General features: G+C 61.9%; 20 protein-coding genes and 1 tRNA gene. 12 read left to right on the top strand and 9 right to left on the bottom strand.

Annotation, left to right across the window (positions count from 1 at the left end; genetic code table 11):
- Positions 1-8 precede the first annotated feature (8 nt).
- From nuoH to SFUM_RS10000, 7 genes are all read left to right on the top strand, one after another.
- Positions 9-1004 (top strand): NADH-quinone oxidoreductase subunit NuoH, encoded by a 996-nt coding sequence (gene nuoH / locus SFUM_RS10035; RefSeq protein WP_011698796.1) that lies wholly within the window; start codon positions 9-11, stop codon positions 1002-1004.
- Between the two features lie 239 nt (positions 1005-1243).
- Entirely contained in the window at positions 1244-1780 is a 537-nt protein-coding gene (gene nuoI / locus SFUM_RS10025; RefSeq protein ID WP_011698795.1) for an NADH-quinone oxidoreductase subunit NuoI, read from the top strand.
- Between the two features lie 115 nt (positions 1781-1895).
- Positions 1896-2414 (top strand): NADH-quinone oxidoreductase subunit J family protein, encoded by a 519-nt coding sequence (locus SFUM_RS10020; protein ID WP_011698794.1) that lies wholly within the window; start codon positions 1896-1898, stop codon positions 2412-2414.
- Entirely contained in the window at positions 2411-2755 is a 345-nt protein-coding gene (nuoK, locus tag SFUM_RS10015; RefSeq protein ID WP_011698793.1) for an NADH-quinone oxidoreductase subunit NuoK, read from the top strand. The genes SFUM_RS10020 and nuoK overlap by 4 nt, the downstream gene beginning before the upstream one ends.
- On the top strand, positions 2752-4665 hold the full coding sequence (locus tag SFUM_RS10010; protein ID WP_011698792.1) for an NADH-quinone oxidoreductase subunit 5 family protein: 1914 nt from the start codon (positions 2752-2754) through the stop codon (positions 4663-4665). Before nuoK ends, SFUM_RS10010 begins: the two co-directional genes overlap by 4 nt.
- Before the next feature lie 30 nt (positions 4666-4695).
- Complete coding sequence (locus SFUM_RS10005; protein ID WP_011698791.1) at positions 4696-6177, top strand: complex I subunit 4 family protein; 1482 nt, start codon at positions 4696-4698, stop codon at positions 6175-6177.
- Positions 6174-7592 (top strand): NADH-quinone oxidoreductase subunit N, encoded by a 1419-nt coding sequence (locus SFUM_RS10000; protein ID WP_011698790.1) that lies wholly within the window; start codon positions 6174-6176, stop codon positions 7590-7592. Before SFUM_RS10005 ends, SFUM_RS10000 begins: the two co-directional genes overlap by 4 nt.
- A gap of 966 nt (positions 7593-8558) precedes the next feature.
- Here the strand turns inward: SFUM_RS10000 and SFUM_RS09995 are convergent.
- The 5 genes from SFUM_RS09995 to lpxC form a co-directional block, all read right to left on the bottom strand.
- A tRNA-Pro gene (locus tag SFUM_RS09995) sits at positions 8559-8636 on the bottom strand.
- 405 nt (positions 8637-9041) lie between these two features.
- Positions 9042-10472, bottom strand: a complete 1431-nt coding sequence (locus tag SFUM_RS09990) for a sigma-54-dependent transcriptional regulator (protein WP_011698789.1) — start codon at positions 10470-10472, stop codon at positions 9042-9044.
- A gap of 58 nt (positions 10473-10530) precedes the next feature.
- On the bottom strand, positions 10531-12756 hold the full coding sequence (locus tag SFUM_RS09985) for an ATP-binding protein (RefSeq protein WP_011698788.1): 2226 nt from the start codon (positions 12754-12756) through the stop codon (positions 10531-10533).
- Positions 12757-12765: 9 nt separating this feature from the next.
- A complete protein-coding gene (locus SFUM_RS09980; protein ID WP_011698787.1) occupies positions 12766-13338 on the bottom strand; it encodes a DUF4390 domain-containing protein in 573 nt (190 codons plus the stop codon).
- Positions 13339-13610: 272 nt separating this feature from the next.
- Positions 13611-14558 carry a UDP-3-O-acyl-N-acetylglucosamine deacetylase gene (gene lpxC, locus SFUM_RS09975; protein WP_167321333.1) on the bottom strand — a complete coding sequence of 316 codons (948 nt, stop codon included), beginning with the start codon at positions 14556-14558 and terminating at the stop codon, positions 13611-13613.
- 374 nt (positions 14559-14932) lie between these two features.
- On the opposite strand from lpxC, the gene thrC reads away from it, so the two are divergent.
- Together thrC and SFUM_RS09965 are read left to right on the top strand one after the other, a co-directional pair.
- Positions 14933-16438 (top strand): threonine synthase, encoded by a 1506-nt coding sequence (thrC, locus tag SFUM_RS09970; protein ID WP_011698785.1) that lies wholly within the window; start codon positions 14933-14935, stop codon positions 16436-16438.
- A 198-nt stretch (positions 16439-16636) separates the two neighbouring features.
- Positions 16637-17185, top strand: coding sequence for a gamma carbonic anhydrase family protein (locus SFUM_RS09965; protein WP_011698784.1), 549 nt, complete (start codon positions 16637-16639; stop codon positions 17183-17185).
- Positions 17186-17335: 150 nt separating this feature from the next.
- Here SFUM_RS09965 and SFUM_RS09960 read toward each other — a convergent pair whose 3' ends face one another.
- Positions 17336-17608: a hypothetical protein gene (locus SFUM_RS09960; RefSeq protein ID WP_049766346.1), complete on the bottom strand. Its 273-nt coding sequence runs from the start codon at positions 17606-17608 to the stop codon at positions 17336-17338.
- Positions 17609-17946: 338 nt separating this feature from the next.
- On the opposite strand from SFUM_RS09960, the gene SFUM_RS09955 reads away from it, so the two are divergent.
- Genes SFUM_RS09955 through SFUM_RS09945 form a run of 3 tightly spaced genes read left to right on the top strand, consistent with a single transcriptional unit; the run spans position 17947 to position 19922 of the window.
- Complete coding sequence (locus tag SFUM_RS09955; RefSeq protein ID WP_011698782.1) at positions 17947-18735, top strand: DUF4412 domain-containing protein; 789 nt, start codon at positions 17947-17949, stop codon at positions 18733-18735.
- 49 nt (positions 18736-18784) lie between these two features.
- On the top strand, positions 18785-19057 hold the full coding sequence (locus tag SFUM_RS24130; RefSeq protein WP_353743165.1) for an ATP-binding protein: 273 nt from the start codon (positions 18785-18787) through the stop codon (positions 19055-19057).
- The gene (locus SFUM_RS09945) at positions 19017-19922 is read left to right on the top strand and encodes an RluA family pseudouridine synthase (RefSeq protein WP_049766345.1); all 906 of its coding nucleotides are present in this window, start codon (positions 19017-19019) and stop codon (positions 19920-19922) included. Before SFUM_RS24130 ends, SFUM_RS09945 begins: the two co-directional genes overlap by 41 nt.
- Here SFUM_RS09945 and SFUM_RS09940 read toward each other — a convergent pair.
- From SFUM_RS09940 to SFUM_RS09930, 3 genes are all read right to left on the bottom strand, one after another.
- The gene (locus SFUM_RS09940; RefSeq protein WP_011698780.1) at positions 19825-22191 is read right to left on the bottom strand and encodes a dynamin family protein; all 2367 of its coding nucleotides are present in this window, start codon (positions 22189-22191) and stop codon (positions 19825-19827) included. The two genes, SFUM_RS09945 and SFUM_RS09940, sit on opposite strands and share 98 nt — an antisense overlap.
- Before the next feature lie 300 nt (positions 22192-22491).
- Positions 22492-23772, bottom strand: coding sequence for a DUF308 domain-containing protein (locus SFUM_RS09935; RefSeq protein ID WP_011698779.1), 1281 nt, complete (start codon positions 23770-23772; stop codon positions 22492-22494).
- Positions 23773-23903: 131 nt separating this feature from the next.
- Positions 23904-24707: an SDR family oxidoreductase gene (locus SFUM_RS09930; protein WP_011698778.1), complete on the bottom strand. Its 804-nt coding sequence runs from the start codon at positions 24705-24707 to the stop codon at positions 23904-23906.
- Positions 24708-24799 lie beyond the last annotated feature (92 nt).

Below are 24799 nucleotides of genomic sequence, written 5' to 3'. Positions count from 1 at the left end.
TGGAAGACATGCTGAACTGGACGGCGGGTTTTCTTGTTTTGATCGCCAAGCTGACGATCGTGCTGGCGGTATTGCTCCTCGTGGCCGCCTACCTCGTGTGGCTCGAGCGCAAATTCCTGGCGCGGCTCCAGATCCGCTACGGACCCAACCGGGCGGGAAAATTCGGCCTGCTTCAGCCCATCGCCGACATCGTCAAGATGGTCGCCAAGGAAGACACCGTGCCCGAGGGGGCGGAGAGAACCATTTTCATGCTGGCTCCGGCGGTGGTTGCCGCCACGGCGCTGCTCGTGTTCGCCGTGATTCCCTTCGGGAAGGACGTGACGCTGTGGGGCATGAAGATACCGCTCGTGGTGGCCGACCTCAACGTCGGCCTGCTCTACTTCTTCGCGCTGTCGTCCCTGGGAGTCTACGGAGTCGCCCTCGGCGGCTGGGCTTCCAATTCCAAGTACAGCCTTCTGGGGGGGATAAGGGGCGCGGCCCAGATGATCAGCTATGAGCTGTCCCTGGGACTGGCCATCGTGCCGGTCGTCATGCAGGCACGTTCTTTCAGCCTGGTGGATATCGTTCAAGCCCAGGAGAAGTACCCGTTCATCCTGACGCAGCCGGTCGCTTTCGCGATTTTCGTGATCAGCGCGATGGCGGAGATCAAACGGATTCCGTTCGACCTGCCCGAAGCTGAGAACGAGCTGGGCGCCGGCTTCCACACGGAATACAGCGGGATGCGTTTCGGGCTCTTCTTTCTCGGAGAGTACGTCAACATGCAGGTGTTGGGCGGCCTCGTCGCGGTGCTTTTCCTCGGGGGCTGGCACGGGCCGCTTCTGCCGCCCGTTGTCTGGCTGTTCATCAAGATCGTCCTGGTGGCGCTGATCATGATCTGGGTGCGAGGCACACTGCCCCGGCTGCGCTACGATCAATTGATGGCGCTCGGCTGGAAGGTCCTGATCCCTCTCGCCCTGGTCAACATCATGGTGACGGGAGCCTGGGTACTGTGGATGGGGAAGTGATGTCCGGCGTTCCTGCGGGCGCGGGTGCCGCGGTGGAGCGGAATGGCCCCGCGGCCGGGCCGGGAGCCGCGGTCCTGAAAACCTTGCCGGATCGGGATTGCCGCATTTGCGCGAAAATGCCCTCGGCCCCAAAGGTTTTCATGGTTCGTTGCGATCCCCTCGGCCCCTGGAAGCTTGTGAAAAGTGCAGGGATGTGAAAAGTGTAGGTTTGACCCCGAAGAGAAGGAAGGCTTGAGGTCATGTCGTCGGCATGGGAAGCGGTCAGAGCGCTTGCATCGGGATTCGCCACTACGTTCGTGCACCTTTTTCGCAAGCCGGTGACCGAGGAATACCCGGAGGTCAAACGCGCTCTGCCCGCCCGGACGCGCGCGGTGATCGTTCTGACGCGCGACCCGGACGGCGGCGAACGGTGCGTGGCGTGCTATCTGTGTTCGGCGGTCTGCCCGGTGAGCTGCATTTCCATGCAGGCCGCGGAAAGGGAGGACGGGCGCCGCCACGCGGCCTGGTTCCGGATCAATTTCGCGCGCTGTATCTATTGCGGGCTTTGCGAGGAAGCCTGTCCGACCTCGGCGATTCAACTCACCCCCTTTTTCGAAACGTGCGAACGGGACATTCTGAAGCTCGTGTACGAGAAGGAGGACCTGCTGGTGGACCACCAGGGGAAGGACAAGGAGTACAACTTCTACAAATACGCCGGCGTGACCACGGATGTGGGCGGCAAGGGAGAACACGTCCAGGAGGATGAGCCGGTGGACCTCCGGAGCAATCTTCCGTAACGGCGGCCTTCGGGGCCCGATTCCGCGGATCATCGTGGAGAAAAGCCATGGACTCCGGAGCAATCTTCCATAATTTCGGTCTTCGGGGAGGCGTCTTCGGACGGGCGGGTTGCGTATGACCCTTTATGCGTTTCTCTTCTATATCGTGGCGGGGATCACCGTCGCATCGACGGCGATGGCCATCACCCGCCGAAACCTGGTGCACGCGGTGATCTACCTGATCTTCTCCTACTTCGGCACCGCCGTGCTCTTCTATCTCTTCGGAGCGCCGCTCCTGGCGGCCTTCGAAGTGATCATCTACGCGGGCGCGATCATGGTCCTGTTTCTTTTCATCGTCATGATGATCCGGATCGAATCGTACGGGGAGCTCATGTTCCCTCCCGGCCAGTGGCTGCCCGCCGCCGTTTTCGGCCTCGTTTACCTCGTGGTCGGAATTCTCATGATATCGGCGACCCCGGGGACCGAAATCCCGTTGCAGACGGTTCTGGCCACCCCCCGGGAGTTTGCCCGGTATGTTTTTCAGAATCACTGGCTTTCCGTCGAGATCGTGTCCCTGCTGTTGCTGGTGGCCCTGGTGGGAGCCCTTCACCTGGGAAGACACAAAGGAAGAAACGAAGTCGAGGAAGTGGAATGATCGTACCCTTTGGCCATGTCCTGCTGCTTGCCGGCGCGCTCTTCGGGCTCGGTGTCTTTTGCGCCGTCGCTCGACGCAACCTGATCATGATCGTGCTGGGCGTGGAAATCATGCTCAACGCCGCCTCCATCGCCTTCATCGGGGCGGCGGCGCGCTGGCAGAGCATGGAAGGACAGGCTTTCGTTCTCTTTATCCTGGCGGTGGCCGCCACCGAGGTGTCCATAGGACTCGCCATCATCGTCTACGCGTTTCGGCGGACCGGTTCTTTCGATCCGGCCGCGTACAACCTTATGAAGGCGGGTGACGCCATGCAGTCATTCGAACGGCGAGGACCGCAATGAGCCCCTTCCAGCCCGAGGACATGACGCTCACGACGGCCGTGCTCACAACCGTGGCGCCTTTCGTCTCCTTTGTCCTCATCATGCTCTTGACCCGGTCGCGTCCGCGGCTGTCCGCCGGTCTGTCCATCGGGGCCGTCACGGTTTCCCTGGTCGGCGCCGTTGTTCTGCTGTGCCTTCACTGGCACACCGGAAAACCGGTTCAATACACCACCCGGTGGATGATTTCCGGCGATACGGGCATCCCCGTGGGATATCTGCTCGATCCCGTCAGCCTGCTCATGCTCCTGGTCGTGGCGGCGGTGAGTTTTCTGATCCAGGTGTACTCTCTAGGATACATGGCCGGCGACACGGGTTTTTCGCGCTATTTCGCCTTCATGTCGCTCTTCGTCTGGGCGATGATGTGCCTGGTCATTGCTCCGACCCTGTTCCAGCTCTACGTGTTCTGGGAACTGGTCGGACTGTCGTCTTACCTCCTGATCGGTTTCTGGTACCGGAAATTCAGCGCCAGCCAGGCGGGCAAGAAAGCCTTCGTGATGACGCGAGCGGGGGATGTGGCGCTGTTTATCGGCATGTTGCTCGTCCTGCTGCACCTGGGCAACCTCAACATCCTGGAAATCGACGGTCCGGAGATGGCGCAGCGCATGCCTCCGAACCTCCTCACGCTTTCCGCCGTCCTCATCTTTGGCGGGATCATCGGAAAAAGCGCGCAGTTCCCGCTGATGACCTGGCTGCCGGACGCCATGGAAGGTCCGGCCCCGGTGAGTGCCCTGCTGCATTCCTCCACCATGGTGGCCGCGGGGGTTTACCTTTTCGAAAGACTTTTCCCGTTCTTCCTGCTGTCCCCCGTCGCCATGACCGTCGGTCTGACCATCGGCACCGTCAGCATGCTGCTGGCTTCCACCATGGCCATGGTGAGCCGGGACATCAAGCAGATATGGGCCTACTCCACGATCAGCCAGCTGGGTTTCATGATCATGGGCCTGGATGCCGGGAGCCTTTTTTCCGGCGTCTTTCACCTGACGACCCACGCCGGATTCAAGGCGCTGCTGTTCCTTTGCGCCGGGGTGTTCATCCACAGGCACCAGACCAACGATATTTTTGAATTGAGCCGCCTGGGCGTGCGGAGTCTCAAGGCGCCCATGGTCTGCACCGTCATCGCCGTTGGGTCGCTTGCCGGCCTCCCCCCGCTTTCCGGGTTTTTCAGCAAGGAGGTGATCCTTGCGGGACTGGGCGATCTTGCCAATCCCATGTGGCTTACGGCGGCACTCCTGGGCGTGTTCCTGACCGCCTACTACGGTTTCCGGCTGGTCTTCATCCTTCTTTTTCCACGGGAGCCGGCGGAGCGTGCCGGGCAAAACGAAGGCGACCGCGGATCGGAAGCGGAGCACGGTCACGGCGGGACCGCTCACTGGTTGATGACCTGGCCGCTGATCCTCCTTGCCGCCGCCACGGTGCTGCTGGGCTTTCTTGAAAAGCCGCTGGAGCGTTTCCTGCTGGGGGGATCGGCACCGCCGGGGATTCATTCCTCAGGCTACCTTGCCCTCGTGCCCTACATCGCCTTGGCTCTCGCATTGGCGGGGATCGGCCTGGCGTGGGTGGAATTCGGCCGGCGCTCCGCTCCCCGGGTGGGATTCGTGGAGCGCGTTCCGGCGCTGCACAGGCTGTTTGCCGAACGCTGGTACATCGACCATTTCTACCGCCTGGCGCTCGACCGGCTGATCGACCGGGGGATTGCGCGCCTGTTCCAGGACAATGACGACAAGGTGATCGACGGCGGCATCGACGGCGTGTGCAGGGGCACGGTGTTTGGGGGCCGGCTGGCGTCCGCCCTCCAGTCGGGCATGATCCAGTACCGGTTGCTGGCGACGTTTGTGGTCATGGTGATGTTGGCGGTTTACTTTTTCCTGTAACGATATCGTCGAAGGAGAGTTCCGAGCTCGATGCAGATCGCGGATGCCGGTTTCCCATACCTTTCCGCCATCCTCGTCAGTTGCCTGGCGGGGCTGTTGCTGATCGTGGCGATTCCCGAGGAACGCAAGGCCCTGATCCGCCGGGTGAGCGCGGTTTTCTCGGGGATCACCCTGGTCCTGTCCGTCATCGTGTTCTGTGCATACGACAAGAGCCAGGGCGGTCTGCAGTTCGTGGAGAAAGTGATGTGGATCCCCTCGCTCGGCATTCAGTACTTCAATGCCGCGGATGGGTTCAACCTGCCCAACCTGCTGCTGACGGGAATTGTGTTCTTCACGGGCGTGCTCACCATGTGGGAGCTGGAAACGCGGGTAAAGGAATACTACGCTCTCTATTTTCTCCTGGTGCTCGGGGTCTTCGGGCTCTTCATGAGCATGGACCTGTTCTTCATTTTCGTCTGGTATGACGTTTCCCTGTTTCCCATGTACCTGTTGATCGCCGTCTGGGGGCACACCAGGAAGGAATACGGGGCCATGAAGCTCACCCTGTACCTCCTGGCGGGGAGCGCCCTGATACTGCCGGCCATCGTCTACCTGTTCACCCGGTCGGGACTGAACACGTTCGACGTGGTGGCGCTCATGCAGCCCGGAGTTTTCAGCGCCGACGTTCAAAAGTTCGCTTTCCCGCTGCTCTACCTGGGTTTCGGTATCCTGGCCGGCGTCTGGCCGTTCCACACCTGGTCTCCGGTGGGGCACGTGGCCGCTCCCACGGGGGTGAGCATGGTTCACGCGGGCGTGCTGATGAAGATCGGCGCCTTCGGCATCCTGCGCGTGGGCATCTTCCTCTGCCCCCTGGGCTGGCAGTACTGGGCGCAGCTCATGGCGTTGCTGGCCGCCGTCGGCATCATCTACGGCGCCCTGGTGGGGCTGCGGCAGACGGATCTCAAGTACGTGATCGGGTATTCGAGCGTGTCGCACATGGGGGTTGTCGGCCTCGGGCTGTCCACTGTCTCGGTGGACGGGCTCAACGGGGCCGTGTTCCAGATGTTTTCTCACGGCATCATGACCGCGCTGCTGTTTTCTTCGGTGGGCTATATCTACGACCGGACCCACACCAAGATGATTCCGGAGCTGGGCGGGTTGAGCCGGATCATGCCGGTGGCTTCGGCGTATTTCATCCTGGCGGCCCTGGCGGGAATGGGAGTCCCCGGGCTGGCGAATTTCTGGGGTGAGCTGGTGGTCTTCATCGCGGCCGTCAAGGTCTACCCCGTGCGGGGCATCGTGGCCGTGCTCGCCCTGGTGGTCACCGCCCTGTTCATGCTGCGGGTGGTGCAGAAGACCTTTTACGGACCGGAAAACGAGCGCCACGCGCACCTTCCCGACGTCTCCTTCGGCCTGGGCGTTCCACGTATGATCCTGGCGTTCGTCCTGGTGCTTTTCGGGCTCTACCCCGCGCTCATGTTCGACGTGATTCAAACCGCATCGATTCCCTTCATGAACGGGTTGCCGAAATGAACTGGATGTCGTTTGCCCCCGAGCTGATCACCTTGACGTCGGCGCTCTGGTTCCTGCTGCTGTCGATGACGGCGCGGTCCGACCCGAAGCGGGAGCACGTCGCGGCGCTTGTGCTTTCGGCCCTGGGCCTTGCGGCGTGCCTGGCCTCGGTGGGAGCGGAAGGGTATTGCTTCGCCGGGGCCTACAAGGTGGACCTGTTCTCGCAGGTCTTCAAGGTGCTGCTGGCCGCGGGCCTGTTCCTGATCGTCACCCTCTGCGGGGAGTTGAGCGATATCGAGGAACGGAACCGCCGGGAATTTTACGTCTTGCTCTTTGTGTGCACGCTGGCCATGATGCTGCTGGTCGGGGCCAACCACTTCCTGGTCGTATTCATTTCGCTGGAACTGTCGAGTTATTCCCTGTACGTGCTGGTTGCCCTGCGCAGGGACCGCGGCCTCGGGCTGGAGGCGGGCATCAAGTATTTCCTGGTGGGCATCTTCGCCTCAGGGGTGATGATTTTCGGGCTCGCGCTGCTGTATGGCGCATCCGGGATCGCCGCTCTCGACGGGATGGCTCGGGTGCTGCCCGGGATCATCCACCAGCCGGCCGTCGTCATCGGACTGCTCCTCACCCTGAGCGGATTCTTCTTCAAGCTGGCCGTCTTCCCGTTCCACTTCTGGGCGCCGGACGCCTACCAGGGCGCGGCGAACCAGGTTTCCGCCTATATCGCGACGGCGTCCAAGGTCGCGGCCATCGGTGTGCTGGTGCGGGTGATCGCTTCGGCGGGTGATGGCGGCACGTACCTGGTGCACGTGCTGGCGGTGCTGTCGGTGGTCTCGATGACCGTGGGGAATCTCGCGGCCATCGCCCAGCAGGATCTCAAGCGACTGCTGGCGTATTCGACGGTGGCCCACGCCGGCTACGTGCTGATCGGGGTCTTGAGCATGAATCCGGCGGGGTACTCCGCCGCGGTGTTCTACGCGTTCGCACTGCTGGTGATGAAATTCACGGCGTTTCTCGTCCTGGTGGAAGTGGCCTCGGACGGCGGGAACCTGCGCGTCGAAGAGCTGGCCGGCCTTCACCGGCGCTCCCCCATCCTTGCGCTGGCTTTGATGGTGTCGCTGTTCAGCCTGGCCGGCATTCCACCCACGGTGGGTTTCACCGGCAAATTCCTGGTCTTCGTCGCGGCGATGGGGGAGGGGCATTTCACGCTGGTGCTCATCGCCATGATCAACGTCGTCATTTCCCTCTATTACTATCTGCTGGTGATCAAGGCGGCCTACCTCCTGGAGCCTCGGCAGGAACTGCCCGCGCTCCGCGTCTCCCCTCCGCTGAAGCTCCTCTCCGGCGTGCTGGTGATCGCGATGGTGGCGGCGGGTTTCTTTCCCAACCAGATCATCCGTGTTGCCGAAAGCGCGGCCAAGGCGCTGTTGTGATACGAAGTTGCGTGCAAGATGGATCTTTCAAGCACAAAAGAGCGGGGGAATGATTCCCCCGCACCCCCCAAGTTTCGGCCACACGCGCAAGCGCGTGAGGCCGAGTGCTCGGCGCTGTCGGCGACTGGCCGAAGGCCGCCGCCGCAGCGCCACACGGAGCCGCGAAGCGGCGAGGGGGTGTGGGGGATACGTCCCCCACGCTTTTAGAGTATCATTTTGAACGCAATTATCCATGCCCCCTGCGACACCCGCGAAGCATGAAAACAGACTCCCGAGGAAGTCTATTTTCTAGGTAAATCCGTATGAAATCAAGGCCGGGTAACGCGTTTTCCTGTAACTGACGGCGGCTTGCTTTCAAGACGACGGCGTCGGGCGGGAAGGCACAAAGCCCGCCCCCTAGTGGGTCGGCTACGACGGAAGAGGCAAGGGTATCGGAACCGTGGGATGCGCGACAGCGCAGCCCACGGTTCCGATACCCTTGCCCCAGCGCCTGGCGCCGTGAACGATCCGGAGCCGACGTGTGGAACGCCCCATTGAAGAGGCTGGCGGCCGCACGCTTTCGCAGCGATCATGACGAGTGCGGCTGCACGAGGCTCGGCCGGATCGTGGGCACTGTGTTCCCTCCTGGCCAGGCCATCGGCCCGATGGGGAAGCTCCCGGCCGGATCGTGGGCACGGAGGAACCGTGCCCACCCTACGGATCCGCACGGTCCCCGGAGTTTATCCCGCCCGTGTCATCTCCCGACGGGCAGGTGTTGTGTCGTCTTGAACGCACCTCGGTCCGAGCCGGGCAAGAGCGGGTGTCGAGATCCGGTTTTGGGATACGCCGCCCCTGGGTTCGCTCAAATCGCGAGGGGCCGCCGCGCGGCTCGAAGGAGTGCTTGCCGAAGGGCGGGCATCATAGAGGCATGAAAAAAGGCCCCTTCGCTGTCGAAGGGGCCTTGGTATCGCGGGGATTTTGCGATCATGGTCGGGACGAGAGGATTTGAACCTCCGTCCTCTTGCACCCCAAGCAAGCGCGCTAACCAGGCTGCGCCACGTCCCGACGATGTAACAATATAAGTTAGCAGCAACACGGACGAGTGTCAAGCCGGTTGTCCCTTCCCGCCGCTTCGGCGATTCGCTGCGGCAAGGCGGCACGTCTTCCGCCGGAGAGGCTTCCGGCGGCTGCCCGGGGGAAATTCATTTCCCGGCGGACCGCCGTCAGGGAGCGGTCGGTCCTCATCCCCGCTCCGGACCGAATTGTCCCTTCGCCCGGGGAGATTCCGATGACGAATGCAGAGGGGGCACGCCTTCAGTTGGATTGTCCCTTCGCCCGGGGGGTGTTCTGTCCGATTTCATCGACAGCTGCGGCCCGTTGCGGATTGTCCCTTCGCCCGGGGAACACTCCTCCCGGGGTCTGCTTCTCCAACCCGTTTCCGGTCCCTTCCCGCGCCGGCTGTTTCGTTTTTCACTCCCCCGTGCCCCTCTTGCGCGCTTCGGCGTCGTTGGGGGGACTCTCGTGAGCGTCGAGGGTCTCTTCTCGTTCGCGGATCCCCAGGGCTTTCATTTTCCGATGGAGATGGCTGCGCTCGAGCCCGACCTGGGCCGCGGTGAGGGAAACGTTCCAGGCGAATTCGTCGAGCTTGCGCAGCAGGTAGGCGCGTTCGAACACCGACCGTGCTTCCCGGAGGGTCGCGCACTGGTATGGACCGGCTTCTTCGGGGGGCTTGGGCAGGCGGTTGAGAAAATCGAGCGGCAGGTCCCGGGGTCCGATCCTCTGGCCCGGGGTCATGATGACCATCCGTTCGATGAAATTGCGCAGCTCGCGGATGTTTCCGGGCCAGGAGTACTGCTGCAGCGGTCCGAACACCGCGGGGTCGATTTCCTTGCGGCCCATGGCGCTCTCCGCCGCCATATCGTCGAGGAAATCCTCCACCAGGAGCGGGATGTCCTGGAGCCGATCCCGCAACGGGGGCACGAAAATAGGGATGACGTTCAGGCGATAGTAGAGATCCTGGCGGAACCGGCCCGCCTCGATCTCCCTCTGGATATCCTTATTGGTGGCGGCAACCACGCGGACGTCCACCTGGATGGTGCGGGAGCCGCCGACCCGCTCGAACACCTGTTCCTGAAGGATCCGCAGGATCTTGGCCTGGGTTCTGAGGCTCATGTCCCCGATTTCGTCCAGGAAAAGCGTTCCCCCGTTGGCTACGTCGAACCTGCCCCGGCGCCGTTCGTGCGCGCCCGTGAAGGCGCCCTTCTCGTGCCCGAACAACTCGCTCTCGATGAGATCCTCCGGGATGGCCGCACAGTTCACTTCGACCATGGGCCTGTGGCTGCGCTTGCTGAGCTGGTGGATCATGCGCGCCGCCAGTTCCTTGCCGGTACCGTTCTCGCCGGTGATGAGCACGGTCGCGTTGGTGGGGGCGGCTCTTCGAATCTGTTCCCGGAGCGACTCAACGGCTTCGCTCCGCCCCGTCATGTGACTGGTGCGGTGCGCCTTCTGGCGCCACAGGAGGTTTTCCTCCTCGAGGCGGTGGAAGTCGAGGGCATTCTTGATGGACACCAGGATACGTTCCAGCGAGAGCGGCTTCTCGACGAAATCGAAAGCCCCCATCCGGGTCGCCTTCACCGCCGTTTCGATGTTGCCGTGGCCGGAAATGATGATGACCGGGAGGTGCGCGTGACTCTTCTTGATCTCCTCAAGCACCGCCAAGCCGTCCATGCCGGGCATCCAGATGTCCAGCAGCATCAGGTCGGGCGTGTCCCGGCGCAGCTCCTCCAGAGCTTCCTCCCCGGAGGCGGCCACTCCGATCCGGTACCCCTCGTCCTGCAATACCCCGCGCAGCGATTGCAGAATGCTGATTTCATCGTCCACAACCAGGATCTTCGGCTTCATGGGACCCTCCAATAACCGATACACGGCGGATGCCGAAACGGAACGCGATCCAACCCGCTCATCGCCCGGGCAGTTCTATGACGATCACCGTGCCGGCCGGCACGTTGTCCCGGACCCTCACGAACCCGTTGTGATCGGCAATGATGCTGGCGACGATGGCCAGCCCCAGCCCGGTGCCCTTCCGACGCGTGGAATAGTACGGTTCGAACATGCGCAACTTGCCTTCGGGCGATATCCCGCGGCCGGTGTCCGCGCATTCCATCCGCGCGATATTGAGGACCGGGTCGTAGGAGACCCGGTTGGTGATGACGCCCTTCTCCCTGCCGATCGCGTAGACGGCGTTCTCGATGAGGTTGATCATAACCTGTCGGAATTGATCCCGATCGAGCCTGAGCGGCGGGAGGTCGTCCATCTTCTCGAGAACGAAGGAAATGTTCGGATACGTATGACGGTACAGGGCCAGGCTCTCCTCGATGATGGCGCACAGATCGCTCGGCACCGGGCGGGCGCGGGGCAGGCGCGCGAACTTCGAAAACTCGTTGACCAGGTGCTTCATGTGATCGACCTGTTGAATGATGGTGCGCGTGCATTCATCGAAGACCGAGTCCGCCTCCTCGAGCAGCTCCGGGTGCTTGCGGCGCAGCCGCTGGGCCGACAGCTGAATGGGGGTGAGCGGGTTCTTGATCTCGTGGGCGATGCGCCGCGCCACCTCCCGCCAGGCGGCCATGCGCTGGGCTTTCTCCAGCTCGGTCAGATCGTCCAGCACGGCCACCACCCCCATGAACTCGTTCTTCTCGTCCTTGAGCACCGAGGCGTTGATGAGCAGGGTCATCGGCTGCTCGCCCACCACGACCTGGACCTGCTGTTCCAGGTACGGCTGCCGGGTGGATTCGTACATTTCCGTGAAGGACTTGACGATCTCCAGGTGCGCGGGCCGCAGGAAGCTTGAGTAATGCAGCCCTTTCACCCGGTCCGCATGCAGCCCGAACGTTTCCTCGGCCGCCTTGTTCATCGTCATGATCCGTCCCCCGGCGTCCACGCTGACCACGCCCGCGGCGATGTTCTTCAGCACGACTTCCATGTACCGCCGCCGGTTCTCCAGCTCCAGGTGGCTTTGCTGTAAGGCCAGATAAGCGTTGGCCAGCTTCCCCCGGCTCTCGCGCAGGTCCTCCACCATGTCGTTGAAGGAAGTGATCAGCATGCCCAGCTCATCCTGGCGCTGGGATTCGAGATGAACCTCCAGGTCGCCTTCGGCGATGCGTTGAGTGGCGGAAACCAGGGCCTGGATGGGCACGGTGAGGCTCCTGGCAATGAAGAAACCGAACCAGATGGCGGCGAAGATGGTGAGCAGCGTAACGATGGAAAAAGTGATGAAATGGCTCTGCTTCAAAGGAAAGTGCAGAAGCTTGAGTTGCAGGTAATCTTCGTAGCCGCCGGTGATGGTGCCGAGTTTTTCCATGATGTGGGGAGGAAGAAGCCGGAACGCGATCAACTCGCTCCCCTCGCCGGTGGGACCGCTCCCGCGCGGGAAGAACACGTGAGCGGCCAGTCCCTCGCGTTTTGCCTCGGAGCTCAGGGTGTAGCTCCTGGCCGTCTGTTCGGATTCCTTTTCAAGCAGTTTCCGGAGGGCCCCGGGTTCGATTTCGCCGAGCTCCGGGGAGACCGTCTTCCAGGTCAGGCGGCCGGAACCGTCGAAGAGAAAAAGCCCGTCGATGCGGTACTGTCCCATGTAAGAGGAAGAGATGCGCTCCAGTGCCGCGGGCGCAGGTCTTTCCTCTTCGTCGAGCTTCAATACCTCGGCTTTGATCGACCGGGCATCGGTGACCAGGTCGGCTCCTTCCCGTTCCAGGACGTTCTTTCCCAGTCCCACCGCCTGCTCGAGCGACTGCTCCACCTGGTAGCTGAACCATTGGTCAAGGCTGGAGAAGATGAACTGCGTCGCCAGCCAGAACAGCGGTATCGTGGGGATGAGCGTCAGTCCCACGGATGCGATCACCAGCCGGGTCCTCAACTTGTGCCCGAGGATATTGCGCTTGCGTTCGAAAACCAGCTTGACGATGTTTCTCAAAACCAGGTACGCGAGCAGCAAAAGCAGGATGACGTTGATGTTGATGAAGGCGAACAGCAGGATATTCCCGGACAGGGGCAGGTCCGATTGCAGCCGGAAAAACCAGCCCTCGAAGAATCCGACCGTGATGATCGCCGCAAACACGGCAATCACCAGGATGCGTTCCCGGGTACGGCGCCTGCTGGTTTTATCCGGTGGTCCCTGACTGGAATTCATAAAGTCGACTTATAAGGTGAAATCCACTTTTTGCCAATCGGTTTCAAAGTCCCACAGAGAAACAAAAAAGAAGATGTAACGGAAAAACAGGGGCAGTTGAAACTTGGAAAGCTCCGCCTTGAGCCGCAACTCGTAAGTCTGCCCCTCCTCGAGCCGCTGCAGGGGGATGAGGCTATACCGGCTGACCGTGCTCATCCAGCGCTTGGCCTGCTCGAAGTCCCTGGTCCGCAGGATTCTGTCGGGATGCTCGGGAACCTGCACGTGATATTCGTTCTTGAGAAGATCGTACTTGATGGTGTGTTCGATGGCGGTGTCCACAATCCGGGAGCGAAACGGCAGGTTCCCCTGTTCAAAAACCACGAGGATGCGAAACGTCGTGAGGACGCCGGTCTTGATCGCCTCCTCCATCTTGGGGGTAAAGCAGTCCTTGATGCGCAGGCTCACCTGCAGGTTCCCCCGGTCCCGGTTCAAAGCGATATCCACGATCTGAGCGCGGTTCGCGGCCGATACGGGCAAGGCGCACCAGAGAAGCAGGATTGCCAGGAGTGTGCCGCATCGCGCTATCGACTTGAAATATATCATGATATCAACTAGTTAGGGGAACGGTTGATTGACCCGGAATCGATTCTAGCCAATGGGCATATTGATGACAAGAGGATTCTCTCGATGCGGTTCGGCAGGGAAACGAAACGGGGGAGCGCCGACCTGACCGTGGGAAGGCGAGGGGTTGAGCGTAGCGGGCCTCGTGCGTCGTGAACGGCCGGTGTTGCCGACAGGGGGGAGGGAACAAAACGGGCGCCCTGTGGAAGAGGGCGCCCGAGGGCTGATCCGGGAAGGCGGAGTCCGGGAACGGGTCAGATGGGCTTCGCCACGGAAGAGATCTGACCGGCGAACGCCGGGAGGCGGGACGCCGGGAAAACTCCCGTGGGGATGCAGGAAGGCTGGGCCAGGCTGCAGGTGCCGGGGCGCGTCATGAGCTGTTTCAGGAAACGGCTGTGCAGGGAATGCCCGGCCCTGTGGACATGAAAAGCGCCCACCACGGGCATGCCGATCAAGGCCAAATCTCCCATGAAGTCGAGGAGCTTGTGACGCACGCACTCGTCCGCGTAGCGGAAGCCCTCGCGGTTGAGGAGCCCGCATTCGTCGAGCACGATTGCGTTGGCCAGGGACCCGCCCTGCGCTCTCCCCATGGTTTGCAGCTTTCTGACGTCTTTGAGAAAGCCGAAGGTCCTCGCCTTGGCGATTTCCCTCTTGAAAGAGTTCTCGCAGAAGGACCAGGAGTATCTCTGCTTCCCCACCAGGGGATGCGGGAAGTCGATGGCGCAGTCGATGCGGAAATGATCCGACGGTGTCACGCGGATGTAGGCCCCATCTTCCTTGACCACCATGGGGCGGTCAACGATCAGGCACCTGCGCACGGCATCCTGCTCCCGGACGCCGGCCTTGCGGATGAGCCCGGTGTAAGGAGCCGCGCTGCCGTCGAGAATAGGGATCTCCGGACCGTCCACTTCCACCAGGACATTGTCCACGCCGCAGCCGTAGAACGCCGCCATCAGGTGTTCGACGGTGCCGACGACCGCACCTGCGATTCCGATGGTGGTGGCCTGAAAAGTGTCCACGACCTGTCGGTAGTGAGCGGTGATGACGGGTTTCCCGGTGAGATCCGTGCGCTGGAAACGAATGCCGAAATCGGGTGGAGCCGGCTTCAGGCGAATGGTGACGTCAGCCCCGGTGTGCAGGCCCACCCCTCCGCACCACACCTCCCTGGTGACAGTATGCTGCCTCGGATAGAAAAATTTCACGCCCCATGTCCTCCTCAAACGGCTGTTTAACAGCAAGATGTGTGCCAAATTACCCGGGCAGGGGCAAGCCGGCAATCGTCCCTGGAGAAGGCCCGATTTGCGGGTCTTTTACAAAAATCTCTCCCGAACGTCAAGACCCGGCTCGAAACAATGTGCGGTGCGGAAATGCCACACATGGCCATGAAGATGTGTTGTTTATGCAACAGTCACGGATGGATGTGCTTCCGGCGGAACCCACTTGGCGGTTGCTTTCGGCGCTTCGATAGTGTTAAGAACGGGCTGCGGGGTGAAGCGGACCGCGGCCCGCGCGATGGGTTTCCATCCGAATCGCGGCGGCGGTGGAGGCGAGTGGAACACAACGGGAGCCATGACCCATGAAGATCGACCAGTTTCCGGAACATATCCGGCCGTACCTGGTGCCCCGGGCGGGCGGCGAGTATGCGTACGAGTGCTTCTCGTGCGGTCGGGAGCACGGTATCGAACGGCTGCTCTACACCTGTCCGGACTGTGGCAGCGTATTGATGATCAAGGACCTGGAATGGAGTCGCCTGAAGCGGATTCCGGGATCCTTGTGGCGCGAGATATTCGACTACCGGAGTATGCTGACGCTTCCTGCCCTGCGGGGTATCTATCGGTACCACGAGTTGATCGGTTCGGTGATTCCGCCCGAATCGGTGGTCTGGCTCGGAGAGGGATACACGCCGGTGGTGGCGGCCAACGCGGTGCTGTGCGACTGGGCGGGCTGTGCCTTCTTTTTCAAGAACGACGGCCAGAATCCCAGCGCCTCGTTCAAAGACCGCGGAATGGCCAGTGCTTTCAGCTATCTCAACTACCTCATCGGGCACCGCGGCATGGAGGATGTTCTGGCCATCTGCGCATCGACCGGCGACACCTCCGCTTCGGCGGCGCTCTATGGCTCATATTTCGTGCACGGAGTGAAATCCGCCGTCTTGCTGCCTCACGGCAAGGTCACCCCGCAGCAGCTCGGACAGCCGCTCGGAAGCGGTGCCCGGGTCATCGAGATCCCCGGTGTTTTCGATGACTGCATGAAGGTCGTCGAATACCTTTCCGAGCACTACTCCGTTGCCCTGATGAATTCCAAGAACGCCTGGCGTATTCTGGGCCAGGAATCCTACAGCTATGAAATCGCCCAGGCATTCGACTACGAAATCGGGGACCTGGCGGTGTTCGTGCCCATCGGCAACGCCGGCAACATCACGGCGGTGCTGCAGGGATTCCTCAAGCTCCACGACCTGGGAATCATCCCGGCCCTTCCGGCCGTGTTCGGCGTGCAGTCCGAACACGCGAATCCGGTCTATCTCTACTACCTGGAACCCGAACGCGAGAAGCGGCGATTCCGCCCGGTGACGGTGAGGCCGAGCGTGGCCCAGGCGGCCATGATCGGGAACCCGGTCTCCATGCCGCGCGTGGTGAAGCTGGTCGAAGAATATCGACTGCGGGCGGGCGAGGATGCGGTGCGGGTGGTGGAGGTGAGCGAGCAGGAGATCATGGACGCCATGCTGACGGCCAACCGGAACGGGCACATCGTTTGCACCCAGGGCGGCGAATGCCTTGCCGGCTGCCGCAAAGCCGTCGCTTCGGGAATGCAGGCCGCCGGGCGGCGCGCCGTCCTCGACGCCACCGCGCACGCATTGAAGTTTTCCGTTTTTCAGGACAAATATTTTTCCGATAGCTTCGAACCGGAATATGAAGTGGTGCCGAAGGCGGAGCTCCGGAACGCTCCCGTGCTGGTGTCGCCCCCCGACGGCGTTCCGAAGCCCGTGCCGGGGCGGGAGATGCCCCCGGAGGATTTCCGGCGGTTCCTGGCCTTTGCGTCCGGCGCCGTCGCCGAGCTTCTCGGGCTGAAACGGAAGCAGTGAGCGCCGACTGTGACCGGCCGGGGTCATGAGTGGTTTTGTGCGAGTATTCGATCCGCTCCGGGACGGCCGTGATTTCCCCGGAGCGGGCGGGTCATCGAAGAAGGGGAGTCGGAGCGCGGCTCGGGCGGGATATCGGCCTTCAAATGCCCCCGGTTTCATGCCGGGCAGGTCGGAGTGGAAAGGGAAAGGATCGGTTTCATGGGAGTTCTGCCGTACAGGAACGTCATGCCCAGGCTCGCGGAAGACGTGTTCGTCGCCCCGGGAGCGTGGGTGATCGGAAACGTTGAGATAGCGGCTCGCAGCAGCGTCTGGTTCAATACGGTCATTCGCGGCGACGTCCACACCATTCGAATCGGGTCTGAGACCAACATCCAGGACAACTGCTCTTTGCACGTGACGGAGCCGGATTTTCCGCTGGAAATCGGAAACCGGGTCACCGTCGGCCACCGGGCCATCGTCCACGGATGCGTCGTCGAAGACGACTGCCTTATCGGCATGGGGGTGATCATCCTCGATGGAGCGAAAATAGGACGGGGATCGGTCATCGCCGCCGGAGCGCTGATCACCCCGGGGTTTGTCGTTCCACCGAAGTCGCTGGTGATGGGTTCTCCCGCGCAGGTCAAGCGGCCGATCACGGACGAAGAATTCCAGCGCGCGCAGAAGAGCTATTTCCACTACATCGATCTGGCCTCCGACTACCGGGACCCGGGCAGGGAAGGAATTCGGATCAAGGGGTTCCTGGGATAGCGGGGCTGCGTTCCCGTCTCCACGGGAGTGACGGTTCGCGCCGGCCTTCCCCTTGGAAACATCCTCCGGATGCCGCCGCGCATCGTCGTTTCCGCCGGGCCGCACCACGGGCGTGCTCGGACGAAATCGTCCCGCCCGCGCGTCGCGGTCTTACGAAACCGACTGCCGTGACGGGCACCAATTGGTGCTGGGGCTGATGTGGAGATGTTTGTCCGGCGTGAAAGGGGGCACGACTTCCAGGACGCCAAGCCTCAGCAGTTCAGCCGCGGCCGCATGCAGGCTTTCCGTGGTGCCGTTCCATCTCTCCCGGGCGCTGTTGAGCGAAGGCGGTTCCCCCTGGTCCATGAGCGCGCAAATGAGAATGTAGAGTGAAGTCGCTTCCACGCTGGCGTTCAATTCGAAAATGGCTCGATCCATGTTCACCGGGCAACCCTCCTGAAGGACAACCGAAATACTCCACCCAATCCGGGCGGAACAGCCAATACTTCGAACCATCCTAACAACGCCTCGTCGAAGAGTCAATGAAAGCCGCGCCGGACCGGTCCGGAACGACACCCGGTCCTTTCCGGACCGGACCTTCAATCGGGTGGTTTCCGGCGTATTCCATTCGCGGTCGACCTGCCGGGGGCCGGTCGGGGCGAAGAGTCCCCGGCGCGGGATCATTCTTTTTGACAGCCGTGTCATGTGCATTTAAGCTTGATGGACGCATTTCCGAAATCGAGCATTAAAAGATCGAACGCATAAACGCAAAGGAGAGATGAATGTTTCACAGGCAATGGAGAGTGTCCGCGCCGTTGGTCGTTCTCATCGTGCTGTTCGCCGCTTCGACGGCTTTCTGCGATCTGTCGTGGGAGTCGGAAAAGGTTACGGACAACGTACCGGGGCAGGAAGACGGAACGACGATTCAGAAGAACTACTACACCTCGCATGCCTCCCGGGTGGAGATGGGCGACGGTACGGTCATGATCATGGATTTTCAGAAGATGATGATGTACCGGCTGAATGCGCAAGAACGCACCTACAGCGAAGTGAACCTGAGCGAAATGGGGGTGCCCCGGGACGTGCCCGCCGAAGACAGGGAGCGGATGAAGAAGATGATGGGGGATTTGATGATGAGCTTCAGTGTGACCCCCACCGACGAGACGAAGACCATCGAAGGATACAAGTGCCGGAAGTACCTCGTGTCCTTCATGCGAGTGAACAGCGAATACTGGCTGTCCAAGGACGTCAACGGCTACGATGAGCTGAAGAAAATCGGTGCCGGACTGTCCAAGTACTACCGGCAGAATCCGATGCTCCAGCAGTTGGACATCACCGGCATGATGGACAAGCTTGACGGTTTCCCCGTGATGACCAAGACCGAAATCATGGAGGGAAGCATGACGACCGTGCTGAAGAAGGTGGATGTGAAAACCCTGAGCCCCGATCTGTTCACGGTTCCCGCGGGCTATACGCTTCAGAAGGCGGAATCTCAACAACAGGGACAGGGCCGGATGCCTCCCTCGCAGCCGCCTCAATCGTCGCAACCGCAGCCCCGGCGCGGATATTAAGGCCCGAGGCGAAGCCTCCGGCCCCATCCCGCAATGGGAATGAAACTCGCTGCCCCGAGGCTGCGTCCGACCGGCACATCGGTCCGGACAAGGGGCGGGGCTGGGCCCGGCCAATGTGCGCAAGACCGTGGAGGCCCATGGAGGTGAGATCGAAGCGCTCGGCCCGCCGGGAGAAATGACCCGCTTCATCATCCGCCTTCCCGCGGAGGTGAAGGAAAAAGAGCGGCAGGAACCATGGCGAAAACCGGGGCGATGGACAGGCGGAGCCGAGGATGACACCCATGGATTTCCGGATCCCGGATACCGACCGCTGGACGGCTGATCCGGCCCTGAAAGGGACCGGGCTTGCGCGCCTCATCGCCCGATACCTGCTCATCTCCGAGGACCGGGCGGAGGATCTCATCGATTTCGGGTCGGTTTACATTGACGGGCGCGTCGAGCGGAATCCGGCACGAACGCTCCGGGGCGGCGAGGAAATCGTCGTCAACTGGCCCCGGCACGGTACGCAACGGCACTATGAGATCGATCCCGCCCGCATACTCTACCGGGACGCTCACCTGCTGGCCTACGACAAGGAAGCCGGGGTCCCCAGCCAGCAGACCCCCGCCGACGCTTACAACAACCTCTACGCGGCGCTGATCCGGTTTCTCGCCGGGGAAGCCCGCGCCTCGGCGCCGTACGTTGCGCTCCACCATCGCCTCGACAGGGAAACCAGCGGCGTGATGGTGTTTGCCCTGGATCGCGCCGTCAATCGCCGGCTCGGGGAGTCATTCCAGGAGAAGCGCGTGGTGAAGGATTACCTTGCCTGGGTGGACGGAGTTCCCGTCCTGGACCGCTGGACGGCCGTCGAAGACATTTGCAGAAAGGACGGGCGCTACCGAACCTGCCCGCAAGGGAGGGGAAAAGCGGCACGGACCTTGTTGCGAGTGCTGTTGCGCGCGGGCGACAGGGCGTTGATCGCCGCCCGGCCCGTCACCGGGCGAACCCACCAGATCCGGCTTCATCTCGCCGCGTGCGGCCATCCGGTGATCGGCGACCGGCTCTACGGCGGGACCTCGGGGGAACGGCTCCATCTTCATGCCCTGCGGCTCAGGCTCCCTCATCCGAAGCACGATTCGGAGCTGGTTCTGAGCGCTCCTGTTCCGGAGTACTGGCCGGAACCTCGGGCAGTGGACATTCCGGATTGACGGCGCAACGCAGTTCATCGAGCTCTTCCACCATCGCTTCGGCAATGGCCGCGCACCGGTCGATGGCGTCCATTTTCAGCTGCAGGCCGGCCCCTTCGGCCTCGCGGCGTTCGAGCAGATCGGCCAGGTCCATCTGCGCCATCTCGGCACGGGTGCGGAATTCCTCGAGCAGGTGAAGCGTTGCTTCATCGAGCATGCGGAAGAGGAAGACGGTCTTGAACGTGTCCCGGTAGTGCTGAAAGGCCCGGAGCAGTTCCGCCCCGGCTTCCGCCTTGACGAGCCGGATCGCCTCGGCGACGGTTTCCTCCCGTTGGGGTTCCGCCTTGAGCAGGTCCTGGTGCCTGCTCACATGCGTCCGCAGGCTCCCGATGAACCGGGCGAACCGTCCCAGGCCGAACTTCATGAGCAGAACGCCGCGCCCGATCGCTTCGCGGTCGAGGAACGCGCTGAACGCGGGCGGCACGATCTTCACATCGTCGGGCCAGTCGTATTCGACGGGTTCATCCGCCGCGCCGGACGGCGTCGGGGCCTGGGCGAAATCCCGCCGGTATTCGGCGACGGCCACGGCGAAAAGGGTCCAAAAGGCGCGGCAGGAGCGGTTCAGTCGGTCTTTCAGGGAAGCCTCTTCGGTTTTCGCGAATTCGATCACCCTGAGGTTCACCCGTTCCACCAGGTAGCGGGAAAGGGACTGACGGAATTCGATATAGAACCGGTAGAGCTGCCGCAGGACCTGCCGGTGGTCGCCAAGCTCCTCCCGGGTGTGGGCGTCGATTGCGAAGTGCTCCACCATCTCCAGGGTTTCCCGCACGATCCGACCGTGCGCGGGATCGAAATATCGGTCCACCGTGTCGCCCACTTCACGCCGAAGGGAATCGTTCAGTCCGGAAATGGCGTTGGCGAGCGTCACGAGAGTGCCCCGAAGGGCCGGCCGACGGTTTTCGAGCTGCCGGGCGGCATCCTGAATGGCGGAAGGGCTGCGGGCGATGTATTGCCGGTGGACACGCGCGGTGTCCAGGACGCTGCCGGCCACCATGCTCAGGCGGCTCAGCCCGCTGCCGAGCAGGATCCGGGCCCGCTGCCCGCCGATCCGACGTTCCAGATGTTCCCGAAAAGAGGCAAAGCCGTTTTCGCTCGCTTCCGCCAACTTCCGATCTTCCCTCCACAGCTCCATGCGCCGGCGTTCCTTCTCGGGGGCGTTCGCGCCGAGCTGCCCGACGAGCTGGTGGAGTGCGGAAAACGAGAACAACCGGGGATTCGGCACGACCCATTCGAGCTCCGATCGGACCCGATCGAACTGCCCCTGCAATTCTTCCTCGCTCGTGTGGACGTCCAGGTCGACGTTGAGCACGAAGGTCGTCTGCGGAAACATCCGCAGCGTCTTGATGAAGTCGATCAGCTTGAAATCGGCTTCGCGCAGTCCCGTGCGACTGCTGATCACGTAGAGTATGAAATGGCTGCCGAGCAGGTATTGCTGGAGCAGTTCGAAGTGGAGAGGATTCGGGGAATCGCTGCCCTGGCAGTCGGCGATCTCGACCTTTTCTCCAAGCCACGGGAAAGGGTAGTGAAGTTCCACGTCGCGCACGTAAACCGCCGGTCCTTCATGTCCGACGTAGCGCTGGTGTCGATGGAGGGAATCCCGGTCGAGGATGAGCCGGTTGACCTGTTCTCCGATGCTCGACGCAAGGCTCCCGTAGCCGTCCAGAAAGCCCTTGAGAATGATGAAGCCGGCGTCGAGGGAACCCTTGCGCTGCAACCACTCCACCCGGGTCTTCTCGACCAGGAGCCGGAGCTTTTCCCGGTCCTCCTCGACGCGGATGTCGAGCGGTTTGCCGCCGGCGTCCTCTTCCTGGAAAGCGGGCATCGCGCGCACCACGGCGTTCAGCTCGTCCAGTGCCTGCTCCCAGGTTTTGAGCTCGATCCAGCCCCCGACGTCATTGTCCGACAGGACCCGCGTGATGAACGCCGTGACGATGCCGGCGCCGCGCTTGAGAAGATCGTGCTCCGCCAGAGCGTTGATCAGGGTGCTCTTGCCGGACTTGACGGACCCGACAACCGCGATGCGCAGCAGAGTGTCCTGGAGCGAGCTTTTGACCAGCGCCAGGTGCTTGTGCCAGCGCGCGACGGCGGCGCTCTCGATCATGCCGTGAGAGTCCGCTTCCTGGATGGCTTCTTCGAGGATTTCCACTCGAGTTTGAATGGTGCGCTTGAACTGCAGATATTCGTTCATGATTTCCCGCCGGCTGTTGTCCATCCAATGGCTGCGTTCCATATGAGGGGCCTTTGCTCCGCGATCGCGCCGGGGCGGCGACCACTCCCTACTTACGCGCAAGTCGCAAAAAAAAGCAAGGGATTAACTGGAGTCGTTGCGCGGGCGCAAGGAAAGAAGTTTCCTTTCGCGGACGGTCCTTTGTCCGGATCAACGTGGTGGAGATCGCCCCGATATGAATGACGAAGCCTCACGGAAAGTCACGTCAGGCCCTTGCCGTGCGCGCGTGTTTCAACAGACCGTCTGATTCCGCGCACCCGGCCTCTTGCCGGACGGCCCCCTTCCTTGCTGCATTGACGGTTGTCAACCGCTTGCCTGCATCCGGGTCAACTCCTGGAGGAGGGACGCCAGCGCGAAGAGAAGCAGGCCGTTGACGACGAGAATTCCGGCGACAACCAGGCCTGAAACGAGGCTCGGTACGAGCATGGATACCCCGAAGACCATCGTCACGAGATTGAGTACCGTCTGAGTCAGCATCAGTTTCCTGACGGTGGGGGGAACCGGGGAAGGCGCCGCCGCGGGGGCTCTGCTCGCGTGCGGCATCGGGGCATACCGCCTGACGAGTGCCGAGGCCCCGCCGATGATGTTCACAAGCCCGAGGAATGTCTGAATCATTCCGGTCAGCATGCCCGGAACGATACACGAGACGATCCCCAACGCGGCAAACACGAGCCCCGTCAGTATCATCAGCGACGAGCGCCTGTACCGGCCCAAAGGGGTGTCTCCCAGGGCCATCATCTGGATGGCCGTGAGGGTCAGCAGAACGCCGAGCTGTCCGTCCGGCGAGAACGGAAGCAGGCCGATATTCACCGGGAAGAGGAGCAGTCCGAGAAGTGTCAGGAGGATTCCCAGCAGGATCAGTATCGCCGGCATAAGGGAAAGGGAAGCATCCCGGAACAGCCCGAAGCACCTTGTTGAACCGGCATTGTCCGGATTCGGCGCACTCGATGCGCCATCCGGCGAATCTTCGGGAGGATACGCTTGTGCAGCCTTTCGAATGCACCACGACAGGTAGAAAAAACCAGCCCCGTAGCCGATGAGAAGCACCGCGGTCTGCCGATCGGTCGTGAAGCCGGGGAAAAGCGTGATCAGGCCTTGAACGACCGTCATTGCATAGACGACGCCGCAGGCTACGGTCAGCTGCCGCAATATTCCCGCGATTCTCATCCAGGTCCTCGCCTTCTCCTCGGAAAAGAACAGCTGCGCGAGAAGGACCGTCCCGCCGGCAAGAAGCACCGTTCCAACCAGCATGCGGACAAGCCCGGTAAGGGTGCCCGGAATGAAACAGGCGGTCATCCCGAGGACCGCCGTGCAGATCCCCGTCATTATGAGCGCCCGGGACCGGCGCAGATCGCCGAACGGCGTCTTCCCCATCGTGATCGTCTGAAAGGAGACGATGACCAGGAAGAGCCCGTAGGTTCCGTCGGGGTTGTACGGCAGTTCCCCGGTGTGAATCTTGAACAGCAGCAGGCCGAAAAGGACCATGAAGACACCCAGGACGAGCAGGATGACAATTTCCAGGGAGAGATCGGATTCTTCCGTTATCCTTGCATAGCCCGGTCTTTGCTGAAGATGAGACGACAAATGAATGCGCTCCTCGTGGCGAGTGACGTCTTATGATATCCGTGCCGGTTCTTCATCATCCCCTGACGGGAAACCGGCATGCGAGTCTCCCTTCAACCATCCGCGCCGGGCCGGCCCTGTCCCCTTTCGGTCTACATGGCGGTGTAATTGCCGGCCTTCCGGGCCGCGGCGATATGGTTGAAATAATCGTCCATGAACGGCTGCAGATCCGGATGGTTGCAGTTCTTCGCGCCGTCCATGTCGCTGGAAGTGACAAAGACGATCCTCATATTATCCTTCACTTTCTCAAGGATGACGCGTGCCGATTCCTCCGGCTTCAAGGCGCCTTTCGGAACCCGGGACCCCGCGAATATCGGAGTGGCCACGGTGCCCGGTATCACCGAATGCAGGAAGATGTTCTCGTCCCAGCATTCGGCCCGCAGGGAGAGCGTCAGCGCGTGCAGCGCCGCCTTCGTCGCGCTGTACATGGCCTGCAGCGGCATCGGGGCAAATGCGATGCCCGAGGCCGTGTTCGCTATATGCCCGCCGCCGCCCTGCGCGCGCATCACCCGTCGCGCCTCCAGGGTGCCGTACAACGCGCCGTAAAAGTTCACATCGAAGGCGAATTTCCAGTCGTCCATGGTGATCTGGTCGATCGGCTTCGTCAACCCGAGCCCGGCGTTGTTGAACATCAAATCCAGCCGGCCGCCCTTTTCCACGGCATGATCCACCAGCGCCTTCACCTCATCGGCTTTGCCGATATCCGTCTTCCTGGCGAAAACCTTGCCCGGGTACTGTTCCTCCAGCCGGGCGGATTCGGCGTTCAGCCCGGTTTCGTTGATGTCCGCCATGATCACCACGGCCCCGAACCCCAGCATCAGCTCCGTCATCGCCAGGCCGATGCCCGAGGCACCGCCCGTCACCACCGCAACCTTGTTCGCATAGAACGTTTTCATATCCGTTGTCTCCCGTTTGTTTTCAGTGTGGGCAAAGCTCCCGCCTCGGAATCGATCCGTGCAAACCGGTCCCGGTTGCGCACGGCGCCGCG

It is taken from the genome of Syntrophobacter fumaroxidans MPOB (assembly GCF_000014965.1).
In the GTDB taxonomy this organism is placed as follows: Bacteria; Desulfobacterota; Syntrophobacteria; order Syntrophobacterales; family Syntrophobacteraceae; genus Syntrophobacter; species Syntrophobacter fumaroxidans.
This window is presented reverse-complemented; position numbering and strand designations above follow the sequence as displayed.